Here is a 13,482-nt window from a genome sequence, read left to right as displayed (position 1 = left end):
TTTATAACTAACCAAACTCAAACATTTAAAACAAAACATGCGAAATGTTTTCAGCATATTTATCTTAATCATTTTATTAGCAACAAGCGTAACTGCTCAAGATATAAAATTTGAGCACTATAATGATGACAGTGGGTTGTCTCATAATGCTGTTAGGCATATTGTTCAAGATAAGCATGGATTTTTATGGTTGGGTACATTTGCCGGTCTAAATAGATTTGATGGTTATGAGTTTAAATCTTACCTAAGCTCTTCTAACGATGGGTCTAAACTGCACAATGATGATATAACGGCCTTATCTCTAGATGAGGACTCTAATAATTTATGGATAGGTACAAGAGTTGGACTCTCAATATACAAAACGGATACTCATAAGTTTAACACCTATTTACCTGATAGGAACGATAGTGAAAGTCTTCCTGAAGGAGAAATAAGATCGGTTTATGTTGATAAGTTTAAAAGAGTTTGGGTAGGTACAAAAAATAGTGGTCTCTATATCTTACATGTTGAGACCAATACTTTTAGAAAGGTTCAAATTGAAAATTTCAACTACATAAAAGCAATTGTTGAAGATAAAAATGGGAATATTTGGATCGGTAGCTACGAATCTGGCGGTGTAGCCAAATTAATGTTAGATTCTAAGGGTGAAATTTCCCAAAAACATATTTATACACTTACAATTCCAAATTCAACAGAGAAAAATCCATATTTAAATTTTATATATGAAGATGCAAAGTCAGATATCTTCATTGGTACTAGAGAAGGGTTGTATAAGTTGAACAAAGGGTCAAATGAATTTGTAAATCTGGAAATAGAAAATACAGAGATCAGAGATGGGTTGGGTCCATATTTTCTTTCGGTTACACAGGCAGATGATGGCAAATATTGGGTAGGTACATTAGGTGGGTTATTAGTTTGTAATCAATTGGAAGATATTGCCAAAGGTGAATATAAGTGGCATTATTCAGTATTGACAGATGATACTTCTTTGGTAGATAATTTGGTATCAGCCTTATTTTTTGATTCATCTGGAGTGTTATGGATCGGTACAGAAGATGGTTTAGATAAGTATGATCCGTTTGAAAATCAATTTAATAGCAATAAGGATATTTCACTACATATTAATAATCAAGTTCCAAGAATTAGAGGTTTTAGTAAAACTTATGATGGTAAAGTTGTAGTTGCCACAAGACATAATGGACTTTTTATCTCGAATGAAGATGCCTTTTTACCCTTGTATAACAACCAAAAAGATATAGCAAGCATTTATTCCATTGATGGGGTAACATTTTACTGTGGCCTTTGGAACGGAAAGTTATTGGTGTATGATTATAAAAAAAATAGATCAAAAGAATTCAATATCGGCTTTGAGCAATCGCCAATCTTTGCTTTTGAAACATATGCAAAAGATCAGCTGTTAGTAGGGTCTTTTGGAGAAGGGGCTCTGATATTGAATACAACAGAACTTAAAAACGGTACAGATACAGAGATATTTTTAAAGGGATACCAAATAAATGAAATTGTAAAACAGAATGATTCCAGTATTTGGTTTGCTACAGAGACAGGTGTAGTTAATTATTTAAAAGGTAAAAATAGTTTTGAATATTATACATCATCGTCAACCTCAGATGCTGGTTTACTTCATGATAATGTAAGTGATATTATGTTAGATCATGAAGGTCGCTTATGGGCGGCAACAAGAAAAGGACTTAATTTATTTGATTTCAATACCAAAGAATTTGTGCCGTTAGATGAACCTTCTGAGCTTGCCGACAAGTGGATAACAGATATGCTCACTTATACAAACGGTGATATTTGGTTCAACATGAATAGTAATAGTGTTGCCAGGTTGAAATCTAATTTAAAGAGTCATAATATTTATGATGTAAAAAGTGGTAATAGATTAGATGTTTTTAGTTCTAGTGGTTTTTACAATTTTGATGATTCAAACATATTTTTAGGTGGTAAAAACGGAATAATATATTTTTCTCCACATGCTATAAGTGAAAATAAAATAGCTAAAACCCCTATAATTACTGAGTTTAAAATACAAAATGAAGTAATAGAACCAGGTGTGGAAATCAATGGTCAAATTCCATTGCTTAAGGATGTAAACGATATTAAGAATGTAACCTTAGAGTATAAAAATAGAAATTTTTCACTTCAATTCTCTACACCTTCATACGTTAAAGAAAAACTGAACAGCTTTGAGTATATGTTAGAAGGCTTTGATGAAGACTGGATATCAACTTCTAGCAATTCACGAACAGTACAATACACCAATCTGTTTCCAGGTGAATATACTTTCAAAATAAAATCAAGCAACAGTGATGGTTATTGGAGTAACGTAAATTCATATAACATTATCATAAAGCCTCCTTTTTGGTTAACCTATCAAGCTTTGATCCTATTTCTTGCATTTTTGGTCTTGGTAATTTATTTGATAAGAAAAGAAATGAAAAATAGGCTACGCTTAAAGCAAGAATTGGTTACCGAAAAGGTAAATAGAGAGCGTGATATTAAACTGAACAATGAAAAACTTAGATTCTTCACCAATATATCTCATGAGTTAAGAACACCGTTGACATTAATCTTAGGACCAGCAAAACAATTGTTGGAAGAAAGTAATGAGAACAGTAGTGACTATCAAAAAAGTAGATTTAATTTAATTCATCAAAATGCCAGTAGACTTTTAAATTTAGTCAATCAGGTATTAGATTTTAGAAAAGCGCAAACAGGTGAACTAAAGCTTAAAGTTTCTAAAACGGACATATTATTGTTCACCACAAATACATTCGATTCTTTTAAAGAGTTCGCTTTTAACAAGCAAATAGATTTTAATATAATTAGCGAAGTAGAACATCTTTTTGGTTGGATAGACCGAGATAAATTTGATAAGATTTTATATAACTTATTGTCCAATGCCATCAAATTCACCAACAAATATGGTCATGTGGATTTGTTCGTTAAGCTTAAAGAGAACGATGAAAATACATTGGTAATTGAAGTAAGTGACGATGGTATAGGTATTCCACTAAAAAGTCAAGAAAAAATATTTACAAGATTTTATCAAGCCACAAATAGTAAAGAAAATAATACGGGTTCCGGTATTGGTCTTTCTCTTGTAAAATCTTTGGTTGAATTACATAAGGGTACCATAGTTGTTGAGAGTAAACCCAATGAGGGTAGTACATTTACAGTTGAAATTCCTATAAATAGGGAGAGTTATTCTAAAAAAGAAGTGTTCGAGTTTATTTCTAACAAAGAAATTAGTGAACCAGAAACGATTGTTCCTATTAAAAGAAAGACGACCAATACTGATATTAAAGATAAAATTTTAGTCATTGAAGATAATACCGAGCTAAGAAAATATCTTATTGATTACTTATCTACCTATTATAAGGTGTACGAGGCAGAGAATGGTGAAGAAGGCTTGCAGCTTTGTAGAAAAATAAAACCAATGTTATGTGTTGCAGATGTAATGATGCCGATAATGGACGGACTAGAGTTTTGCAATGAACTAAAGAATGATGAGTTTATTAGTCATATACCTGTAATCTTACTGACGGCATTATCTGAGAATGAAGATAAAGTCAAAGGCTATGATGTTGGTGCAGATTCATACCTGGTTAAGCCGTTTGATCCATCGCTGTTAAAATCTGTAATTGTAAATACGATTAAAACTCGTTTAGAGCTCAAAGCAAAGTTCTCTGATGAAGTAGAAAGTGAGGTCGGTTTACTTACCCATTCTCCAATTGATAGGGAACTCATGGACCAAGTAACCAATATCATTGAAGAACATATTGATGATGTTGACTTAACTACTAATGTTTTATGTCAAGAATTAGGTATGAGCTCTTCAAAACTATACCGAAAAATAAAAGAGCTTACAGATTTGGCACCTAATGAATTTATACGAACCATTAGATTAAAGAAATCTGCTAAGCTGTTAAGATCAAAGAAATACAATGTGTCTGAAGTCACCAATTTAGTAGGGTTCAATGATCCCCTTTATTTTAGTAGGTGTTTTAAGAAGCAATTTGGTTTCCCTCCTAGTAAATTGTTGAAATAGAATCTTTTATATTTTTATTGTTTGGCATGTAATCCATATTTATGGTGGTATTATCCATCTAATTATTATATTAATATGATAAATTGCATGTAGATAGTGGTACTATCATTACAACAAATCAACTTATTCAAAAACTTTAATATCGACTTTTATGAAAAAAGCGTTGAACAACAATCAAGATCATCCTATGGATAATATTGATGATTGGGAAGATAACTTATTAGAGAGATATCCTGATCCAGAAGAAACCACAAAAGAAAAAGAGGAGTTTAGAAATTATGTAGACTCAGAAAGAATAGATACGGTCAAAGAATTTTATAGGATAAATCATCAATTTCAAACCTATGATTTTGTAGTTGAAAAGGAGAAAGAATTTTTACAGTTCAATAAGAAGGAAATGTCAATTTGGGAGGCTGTTGATTTTCTAAATACATTGGTAGACGATAGTGATCCAGATATAGATTTGGACCAACTACAGCATTTATTACAGACATCTGAAGCAATAAGGGCAGATGGGCATCCAGATTGGTTTGTGCTTACCGGTTTTATTCATGATTTAGGAAAAATTCTTTGTTTGTTCGGTGAACCACAATGGGCTGTAGTAGGTGATACCTTCCCTGTTGGGTGTGCTTATTCCGATAAAATAGTATATCCAGAATTTTTTAACGCAAATCCTGATGCTACTGATAGTAAATATAATACAAAATACGGTATCTACGAGCCAAATTGTGGCTTGGACAATGTAAAGATGAGTTGGGGACATGATGAATATCTTTATCAAATAATGAAAGATTACTTGCCGGAACCTGCCCTTTATATGATCAGGTACCATTCTTTTTATTCTCAACATAGAGAAAATGATTACACGCACTTAATGACCGCAAAGGACATTGAAATGTTCGAGTGGGTCAAAAAATTTAATCCCTACGATCTATATTCAAAAGCACCTGTGCCACCCGATGCTAAAAAATTACTGCCTTATTACAAAGAGTTGGTAGCAAAGTACTTACCTGAAAAGTTGAGTTTTTAATTTCATTATTATTTGAGTTTGCCAATGCTCTAGCATTTTTTACTAGAGCATTTTTTTTGCTTTCCATTTTAATTTTAAACCTAACCAAATTCATATGTACACCGCTATTACTTTTATTGCCTTTACAGCTTTTGTAGCAATTTATTCATGGTATAAACTGAGAAAAGAAAAATTAGATTCTAAAGATGGTTATTTTCTCGGCGGAAGAAGTTTAACCGGTGTTGTTATTGCCGGATCAATGTTATTGACCAATATTTCTACCGAGCATTTAATTGGTATGAACGGATCGTCTTATAAAAATGGATTTATAATTATTGCTTGGGAGGTAACTTCGGCGTTGGCTTTAGTTGCTGCTGCCATCTATTTTGTTCCAAAGTATTTAAAAATGGGACTGACTACAATACCAGAATATCTTGAGAAGAGGTTTGATAGTACTACCAGAACTTTGGTTGCTTTATTCCTAATGATATCATTTGTGGTTACATTACTACCAATTGTTCTTTACACGGGAGCAATTAATATTGAGAGTATTTTTAATATATCTGAAGTTTTGGATGTATCAAAAGAAGAGGGGCTCTGGATAACTGTTGTGTGTATTGGTGTTTTAGGATCCATATATGCCATATTTGGAGGGTTGAAAGCGGTAGCTGTTTCAGATACAATTAATGGATATGGATTGTTAATTGGAGGTCTGGCAATACCAATTATAGCACTGGTAGGTATTGGTGATGGCAATCCGTTTTTAGGTTTGGCAAAGGTGTTTAACCATAGTCCAGAGAAATTCAATGTCATTGGAGTTAAAGATTCAGTTCTGCCGTTTGAGGTACTTTTTACAGGTTTGATCATTAATCAGTTGTACTTCTGGAGCATGAACCAAACGATAATTCAGCGTGCGTTAGGCGCCAAGAATTTGGTCGAAGCTCAAAAAGGATTACTCTATACAGGTGTTTTAAAGATTTTGGTACCTATTATCATAATTCTACCTGGAGTAATTGCCTTCTATTATTTTGGGGATTCTATGTACAATAATCAAGATATGATATATCCGGAGTTAGTAAAGAAAGTACTGCCTATTGGTTTTGTTGGTGTATTTGCTGCAATAATAATGGGTGCCGTATTAAGTACTTTCAATAGTGTGTTAAATAGTGCTGCAACCATATTCAGTATAGATGTTTTTAAAAGACATTTTGGTAAAAAAAGCAGTGATAAAAAATTGGTTAGGATAGGGAAACTGACATCGACCATTCTTGCGGTATTTGCCATCTTAGTAGCGCCAATGGTAGCAAATGCTCCAGATGGATTATACCAACTTTTACAGCAGCTTAATGGAATTTTCTTTATACCAATAGCGTCAATTATGTTGGCAGGTTTCTTTTTGAAGAAAATCTCCGCTACAGCAGCAAAAGTGGCTTTGGTCATAGGTTTGACTTTCTATATTTTAACAACCTTTATCTTAAAAGTAGATATTCATTTTGTGCATATTTGGGGAATAGAATTTGTCTTGAATATGTTGGTAATGTTCATTGTCTCCTATTTCTATCCTAATAGGCAACCATTTAAAGAAGAAGATCATGATTATGTAGAAATGAAAGAATGGCAATACACAAGACCAATGGCAATAATGTTGTGTATAATTACAGTAGTAATTTATGTGCTACTAGGTACTAATTAATATGTTGCTATAAGTAAAATATGGTGTAAAGGCTTTTGTATTTTAATTGCTTTAGCTTCGTTGTCTTGCAAAGAAATACCTCACAAAAAAGAAGGTATACTACGTATATCGGCAGATTCTCTTCTGCAAATTCGATATCAGAAATTTTTAGATTATCCTATAGATTCCATTTCCATCCCAAGAAGTTATGACCCTAAAACCAAAAAAGTTTTCAAAGTAGCTTCAAAAGACTGGACAAGTGGGTTCTACCCAGGTAATCTCTGGCAATTGTATAAATTAACCGGTAAGCCAGCCTTTAAATCCAAGGCAATGGAGACAACGGATTATATTGAACAAGAAAAATATAATGATGGCACCCATGATATGGGGTTTAAAATATATTGCAGTTTTGGAGAAGGGTATGTGGTGACCGGTAATGAAAAGTATAAAGAGGTAATTATAGAAAGTGCAACAACATTGGTGACCAGGTTTAATGTTAAAGTAGGTAGCATACGTTCTTGGGACTTTAATAAGGATATTTGGGAGTTTCCGGTAATTATCGATAATATGATGAATCTAGAATTGTTGTTTGAGGCTACTAAAATATCGGGTGATAGCACATTTCATAAAATTGCTGTGCAGCATGCCAATTCCACTTTAAAAAATCATTTTAGGGAAGATAATAGCAGTTTTCACGTTGTAGTCTATGATACCGTTACCGGTAGGGCTAAAGATAAAGTTACGCACCAAGGTTATAACGATAATTCTTCATGGTCTAGGGGACAGGCGTGGGGTATCTATGGCTTTACAATGTGCTATAGATATACTGGCAATTCGGTTTATTTAGAGCAGGCAAGGAAATCGGCGGAATTTTATTTAAAACATAATAGTTTATCGGAGGACGGAATTCCATTTTGGGATTTTAACGATCCAAGTATACCAAATACTATTAAGGATGTTTCCGCTGCAACCATTGTAGCTTCTGCATTTGTAGAACTAGCAAATTTTACTAATGAAAAGGCTTATTTGAAATAATCAAAAAAGGTGTTGAAAACTTTAAAAAGTGAAGCATATCTTTTGCCATCTGAAATAGAAGCTCCTTTTATCTTAAAACATAGTACGGGTAATTGGCCTAAAAAGGATGAGATGGATGTGTCTATCAACTACGCAGATTACTACTTTTTAGAATTGATGCTTAGGATTAAGAACAAAAAATAAAAAAAAGCTCCATGAGAATGGAGCTTTTTGTAGTGACCTCGACAGGATTCAAACCTGTAACCTTCTGAGCCGTAATCAGATGCGCTATTCAGTTGCGCCACGAGGCCGTTATTTGTTTCCCTTAACGGGGTGCAAATATATTTCTTTTTACATTTACCACAAAATTAAGAAGAGAATATTAAATGGATTTTAAAAGCTTTATAAGAGATGTACCCAATTTTCCAAAAGACGGAATCATTTTTAAGGACATAACTCCGCTGTTACAGAGCCCGGAAATGCTCAATAAAACTACAGAGGCATTGGCACAACTGGTAAACGGCCAAAAGATTGACAAAGTAGTGGGGATGGAGAGTAGAGGGTTTATTTTTGGTCCAATACTAGCAAGTAAATTAAATGCAGGATTTGTGCCAATTCGTAAACCAGGGAAATTACCTTCTACAACCTTGAGTGAAACTTATGATTTAGAATATGGTACGGATACTCTGGAAATTCATACGGATAGTATACAGAAAGGTGATATGGTATTGATTCATGATGATGTTCTTGCAACAGGTGGTACGGCAAGTGCTGCATGCAAATTGGTAGAAAAACTTGGAGGTACTATTGTACAGTGTAATTTTTTGATAGAGTTAACCTTTCTTGAAGGTATTTCTAAAATAGAGGACTATGAGGCAAAATCTTTACTTAAATATTAATCTAGTGCTTTGGTGGTAATAAAATAGCGCCAACCAATGATTGCCATCTGTAACTTACTTGCCTTAGATAAATCTAGTCGTTGTTTACTATAAGATGGAAGCAGTGCCTTATTCAATTTGGCAATAAATTTATAGAACTTATTTTTCAAGGTTTCTGTTTTATGCTAAAATACATAATTATGCTACAAGGTAGAAAACTCACTTATGCTTACATCTTAACTTACAGGTTATAAGAATACCATATTTATAATTAAGCTGAAAATAAAGATGATTATAAGTTTAATTAAGGCTATCATGATTTCGATTATTTAGTTGGTTATTGAATGTTCAACCAAGATATTATAGTCTATTTCCCTAAACAAGAAATTGGTCTTATTTTAATACAATTGACTATGTATTTATAAGTTAAATGATGGAAATTGTTTTAAATTTAAACAATATGTCTACATCTTATATTTAAATTGTTAACATATTGTGTTATTTGATTTATAATTGTAAGAAATGAAGGGGCGGTTTTAATCGAAAGATTATTTTGTAGACGAAAAAGTAGATGAAAATTCAAATTTTGAATACTTTCATTATGTGTCAAAAAAAATCCGAAGTAAATAGTTCTTCGGATTTTAGATTTTAATTAGAGACGCATTCGCAGATTTTACTTTTTCAATGTAATTTCAACAACTCCGTTTTTTCCATCTTCACCATATTTCTCTTGAGCACTTAGCCCTTTAATAACATTCATTGAAGCAATTTTATTCGGGTCTAAATTTGATACCTCTTTCGACTCCCATTTTTTTCCGTCAACAAAAAATAATGGTTCTTTGTTACCATTGCCAGATATGAACTTGAAGCCATTATCGGTTTCTTCAGTAACTTTTAAATCATATTCGCCAGATGAAGATGTGGAAATTGAAATTTGCTGATTATTATTACTGTTACTAGTTTTCTTAACTGAAGTAATATTATGGGCTACATCTACATGACTAATAAATATGCTGTTTTTATCGGTATCTATAATGATATGAATTTTATCAATAGTGTCGTTGTCAGATGCTGAATTAAATCGGCTACTGACTTCACCTTTGTTTTTGTTTCCACCATTTATCTCTATAGATATATTTTGAATCTCTGAATTTTTATTTCTTACCGTGGTATAAGAAAAATCAAAGCTTTCTTTGATCAAGTCGTTTTTGATTTTTACCAGCTGAGCATCCGTAGTATTCTTGTCTATAAGTATTTCTATAGTATTGTCAGAAATATTTTTTTCATTGGTGGTATACACCTCTTTGGTATTAAAACTGATGAGAAATAATGCAAGCATAGGTAGAATGAATAAACTTTTGGTTGCATTTACTTTTTTTGATTTTTGTTGATTGATCATGACTATTCGCTTTTTGATTAATGAATTAAAAAATGGATTTATGATTGATAAATTTTGCTGACCAACAGCCTGTTTCAACAGTATGTATTGGTAATCTTTTTTATTGAGCTTTATTTCTTTGTTGTCTGTATCAGCTAGAAATTCTAAGTTTTGTTTTATTGCAATTCTATAATACCATGCAAAAGGATTAAACCATTGCAGTGCTAAGAAAATCTCCATGAAGACTACATCATATGAATGTTTTTGTTGAGCATGGACCTCTTCATGCGAAATAATGTTTTTAAGTTCCTTTTTATCGTGCAAACTAGGATTGTAAACAATAGCTTTAAAGAAGGAAAAAGGGGTTACATTATCTGTTGTGACAATATGGCTAATGCTATCAATATGCTTCTTATTTCCGCTTTGTATTAACTTTCTAAGCTTATAAATTTGAAGTAGGAATTTCGTTAAAAATAAGCTGGCTCCTATACCATAAATTGCTAGGGCAATATTAAATGGGGAGTTGCCAATAAAATTGTTTTGTTCATTTGGCAAGATGATGTTGTTTGTGGCCTCACTTATGTGTTGTACGGGTAGGGTAATGGTATTTGTAATATAGATTAATGGAAAGAGTACAGAAGTAAACAAACCTAACAGCAGAAAAGATCTATTGAATGTATAAAAGGTTTCCCTGCTCAACAAAAATTGATAGCAAAGAAAAAAGAGACCAAGTACTAATCCGGACTTTAGCAAATAGTAACAAAAAGTTTCCATCTATTTTCCATTTTCAATAAGGTTGATAATTTCTTTTAATTCGTCTACCGATATTTTTTCTTCTTTGGCAAAGAAAGAAACAATGTTCTTGTAAGAATTGTCAAAATATTCAACCATGTCTTCATTTACATATGCTTTGTAGTAGGCTTCTTTGGTTATGATAGGATGGTATTGATGTGTTTTGCCATAGGCAGTAAATCCTACGAATTTCTTTTCTTCCAAGTTTCTTACAATAGTGGAGAGGGTATTATAATGTGGCTTATTTTCCGTTATTTCTTGCATAATTTCCTTGACAAAAGCTTTTTTTAAGCGCCAAAGAATTTTCATGATCTCTTCTTCCTTATTTGTAAGTTTTTCCATTGCTTATCTTTTGATACATCTAAATTAAACTATTTTTTTAGTTATACAACTATAAAAATAGTTATTTAACTAAATTTTTAGTTTTCAATTGATGTCAATTATCATATGTCCAAAAAAATGTTCTATCTATATTTGTTAAAATTCTTTACATGCAAGATTTCTTATTTATTGTTGCCGGACTAGTTTTGTTGATAGCTGGGGGTAATTGGTTGCTAAAGGCGGCGGTAGATCTATCGTTAAAATTAAAAATTCCGAAAATAGTAATAGGTATGACGGTTGTGTCTTTCGCAACTTCTGCACCTGAGCTAATTGTAAGTATTAACGCAGCTTTAGATGGTTTTCCTGATTTGGCCTTAGGTAATGTTGTGGGATCTAATATCGCAAATTTAGGTTTGGTACTTGCAATTACTATTTTATTAGGACCTATAGATGTTAGCAAAAGCTTTTATACTACAGATTGGCCGGTAATGATGTTGGCTTCCTTACTATTCTTTTTCTTTATCTATTTTGATGGAGTTCTTCAGCAATACGAAGGGGTGGTCATGGTAATTTTCCTATTTGTATTCTTGGTGTATTTATTACGATTTCAAAAACCTGCTGTTATCGATGGGGAAGACGAGCCAGATGTAATGTTGCCAACCTATAAGACAGCCTTGTTCTTAGGATTAGGTGGTGGGGCACTTTGGGGCGGTTCTGAGCTGCTAATCAGTGGAGCAGTAGGTATGGCTACAGCATTCGGTGTTAGTGAACGTGTAATAGCAATTACGATAGTTTCTGTAGGTACAAGTATACCTGAGTTAGCGGCATCGATCATAGCTATTATCAAAAAAGAAAAAGCAATTTCCTTAGGGAATTTAATAGGTTCTAATATTTTTAACCTCTTGGCCGTGTTAGGTATTACTTCTATAATTACGCCTATTTCCGTTATGGATCAAGGATTATTGACCAATGACATTTTTTGGTTGTTGGGTATTTCCTTTCTTGTTCTTCCTTTGGTTTTTATTCCTAAAGGATTAAGATTGGGTTGGCGAGATGGAGTGGTACTGTTAGGCGTATATCTTGCTTTTGTATATTTTACCATAGGATAGTTTCTGACTCGGAGAATGCAAAAAAAAATGCCCTGAACATGTTCAGGGCATTTTTAATATATAATCTACAATTAATTTGGTATTAAACCTTAGCTGATTTTACCGTTTTAACGATAACACCTGCAATTTTATATGGATCACCATTAGATGCTGGTCTTCTATCTTCTAACCATCCTTTCCATCCGCTTTCTACCGTTGCGATAGGAATACGTATAGAAGCTCCTCTATCAGAAATACCGAAGCTGAAATCTGTAATAGCAGCAGTTTCGTGTAAACCTGTTAAACGTTGATCGTTAAACTCACCATATACAGAGATATGTTCTTTAACTACTGGTCTAAATGCCTCACATATTTTTTCGTAAGTTGCTTGGTCTCCACAAGTTCTTAACGTAGTGTTAGAGAAGTTTGCGTGCATACCAGAACCGTTCCAATCCATATCTTTACCTAATGGTTTTGGGTGGTACTCAATATAGTATCCGTAAGACTCAGTAAGTCTGTCCAATAAGTAACGTGCTACCCATAATTCATCACCGGCTAATTTTGCACCTTTAGCGAACAATTGAAACTCCCATTGACCACAAGCAACTTCTTGATTGATACCTTCAAAGTTAAGACCAGCAGCAATACAAAGATCTGCGTGCTCCTCTACAATATGTCTACCGTGTGTATTTTTACCACCAACTGAACAGTAGTACATTCCCTGTGGAGCTGGGTAACCACCTCTTGGGAAACCTAAAGGTAATTCAGTAGCAGTATCCATGATGAAATATTCTTGCTCAAATCCGAACCAGAAATCATTATCGTCATCATCAATAGTAGCTCTACCATTAGAAACGTGAGGCGTACCATCTGCATTAAGTACTTCTGTCATTACCAAGTATCCGTCCTTTCTTGCTGGATCAGGGTAGATTGCAACTGGTTTAAGCAAACAGTCAGAAGAACCACCTTCGGCCTGGCGCGTTGAACTTCCATCAAAAGACCACATTGGGCAATCTTCTAATTTACCACCAAAGTCATTAACCACTTTGGTCTTGCTTCTCATGTTTTGGGTTGGAAAATATCCATCTAACCAGATGTATTCTAATTTTGTTTTGCTCATAATGTGCTCGTTATAATTTAAAATAAGTTACCAACAAAAATATGTTTTTTATCAATCTGTATGAATTTTTAAGGGGGTAAATCTGTAAAAATTAAATTTATTTCTATGTACCCCTAATTTTTGTCGGGTATTTTATCA

The 13,482-nt window shown here is 33.1% G+C and carries 11 protein-coding genes and 1 tRNA gene; 7 read left to right on the top strand and 5 right to left on the bottom strand.

Translation table 11 applies throughout. The features are described 5' to 3' along the window. Positions 1-37: 37 nt before the first annotated feature. The 5 genes from I600_RS06245 to I600_RS19460 all read left to right on the top strand — a co-directional run bounded on the left by I600_RS06245 (position 38) and on the right by I600_RS19460 (position 7,971). Positions 38-4,072, top strand: coding sequence for a hybrid sensor histidine kinase/response regulator transcription factor (locus I600_RS06245; RefSeq protein WP_058103608.1), 4,035 nt, complete (start codon positions 38-40; stop codon positions 4,070-4,072). A gap of 151 nt (positions 4,073-4,223) precedes the next feature. After that, complete coding sequence (locus I600_RS06240) at positions 4,224-5,102, top strand: inositol oxygenase family protein (protein ID WP_058103607.1); 879 nt, start codon at positions 4,224-4,226, stop codon at positions 5,100-5,102. A gap of 94 nt (positions 5,103-5,196) precedes the next feature. Then, on the top strand, positions 5,197-6,774 hold the full coding sequence (locus I600_RS06235; RefSeq protein WP_058103606.1) for a solute:sodium symporter family transporter: 1,578 nt from the start codon (positions 5,197-5,199) through the stop codon (positions 6,772-6,774). A gap of 60 nt (positions 6,775-6,834) precedes the next feature. Beyond that, complete coding sequence (locus tag I600_RS06230) at positions 6,835-7,788, top strand: glycoside hydrolase family 88 protein (RefSeq protein ID WP_245188849.1); 954 nt, start codon at positions 6,835-6,837, stop codon at positions 7,786-7,788. Between the two features lie 12 nt (positions 7,789-7,800). After that, positions 7,801-7,971, top strand: coding sequence for a hypothetical protein (locus tag I600_RS19460; RefSeq protein ID WP_245188848.1), 171 nt, complete (start codon positions 7,801-7,803; stop codon positions 7,969-7,971). A gap of 33 nt (positions 7,972-8,004) precedes the next feature. Here the strand turns inward: I600_RS19460 and I600_RS06225 are convergent. After that, positions 8,005-8,078 (bottom strand) — tRNA-Arg (locus I600_RS06225). Between the two features lie 75 nt (positions 8,079-8,153). On the opposite strand from I600_RS06225, the gene I600_RS06220 reads away from it, so the two are divergent. Continuing rightward, positions 8,154-8,666 carry an adenine phosphoribosyltransferase gene (locus tag I600_RS06220; RefSeq protein WP_058103605.1) on the top strand — a complete coding sequence of 171 codons (513 nt, stop codon included), beginning with the start codon at positions 8,154-8,156 and terminating at the stop codon, positions 8,664-8,666. Here the strand turns inward: I600_RS06220 and I600_RS06215 are convergent. The 3 genes from I600_RS06215 to I600_RS06205 all read right to left on the bottom strand — a co-directional run bounded on the left by I600_RS06215 (position 8,663) and on the right by I600_RS06205 (position 11,157). Further along, positions 8,663-8,815, bottom strand: a complete 153-nt coding sequence (locus I600_RS06215) for a hypothetical protein (protein WP_058103604.1) — start codon at positions 8,813-8,815, stop codon at positions 8,663-8,665. The two genes, I600_RS06220 and I600_RS06215, sit on opposite strands and share 4 nt — an antisense overlap. A 503-nt stretch (positions 8,816-9,318) precedes the next feature. After that, positions 9,319-10,797, bottom strand: a complete 1,479-nt coding sequence (locus tag I600_RS06210; protein WP_058103603.1) for a M56 family metallopeptidase — start codon at positions 10,795-10,797, stop codon at positions 9,319-9,321. Beyond that, on the bottom strand, positions 10,798-11,157 hold the full coding sequence (locus tag I600_RS06205) for a BlaI/MecI/CopY family transcriptional regulator (protein ID WP_058103602.1): 360 nt from the start codon (positions 11,155-11,157) through the stop codon (positions 10,798-10,800). Between the two features lie 149 nt (positions 11,158-11,306). On the opposite strand from I600_RS06205, the gene I600_RS06200 reads away from it, so the two are divergent. Next, positions 11,307-12,245, top strand: coding sequence for a calcium/sodium antiporter (locus I600_RS06200; protein WP_058103601.1), 939 nt, complete (start codon positions 11,307-11,309; stop codon positions 12,243-12,245). 82 nt (positions 12,246-12,327) lie between these two features. On the opposite strand, the gene I600_RS06195 is transcribed toward I600_RS06200, so the two are convergent. Beyond that, positions 12,328-13,344, bottom strand: a complete 1,017-nt coding sequence (locus tag I600_RS06195) for a glutamine synthetase beta-grasp domain-containing protein (protein ID WP_058103600.1) — start codon at positions 13,342-13,344, stop codon at positions 12,328-12,330. Positions 13,345-13,482 lie beyond the last annotated feature (138 nt).

Origin of the sequence: Maribacter dokdonensis DSW-8 (assembly GCF_001447995.1) — a bacterium.
GTDB lineage: Bacteria > Bacteroidota > Bacteroidia > Flavobacteriales > Flavobacteriaceae > Maribacter > Maribacter dokdonensis.
The sequence above is the reverse complement of the archived record's forward strand: the minus strand, read 5'-3'. Positions and strand labels throughout refer to the sequence as shown.

What these genes read in the sequence shown, in the direction of transcription:
- I600_RS06210 (WP_058103603.1), bottom strand. Translation starts at nt 10,797, where the DNA reads ATGGAAACTTTTTGTTACTATTTGCTAAAGTCCGGATTAGTACTTGGT.
- I600_RS06205 (WP_058103602.1), bottom strand. Translation starts at nt 11,157, where the DNA reads ATGGAAAAACTTACAAATAAGGAAGAAGAGATCATGAAAATTCTTTGG.
- I600_RS06240 (WP_058103607.1), top strand. Translation starts at nt 4,224, where the DNA reads ATGAAAAAAGCGTTGAACAACAATCAAGATCATCCTATGGATAATATT.
- I600_RS06245 (WP_058103608.1), top strand. Translation starts at nt 38, where the DNA reads ATGCGAAATGTTTTCAGCATATTTATCTTAATCATTTTATTAGCAACA.
- I600_RS06195 (WP_058103600.1), bottom strand. Translation starts at nt 13,344, where the DNA reads ATGAGCAAAACAAAATTAGAATACATCTGGTTAGATGGATATTTTCCA.
- I600_RS06235 (WP_058103606.1), top strand. Translation starts at nt 5,197, where the DNA reads ATGTACACCGCTATTACTTTTATTGCCTTTACAGCTTTTGTAGCAATT.
- I600_RS06220 (WP_058103605.1), top strand. Translation starts at nt 8,154, where the DNA reads ATGGATTTTAAAAGCTTTATAAGAGATGTACCCAATTTTCCAAAAGAC.
- I600_RS06200 (WP_058103601.1), top strand. Translation starts at nt 11,307, where the DNA reads ATGCAAGATTTCTTATTTATTGTTGCCGGACTAGTTTTGTTGATAGCT.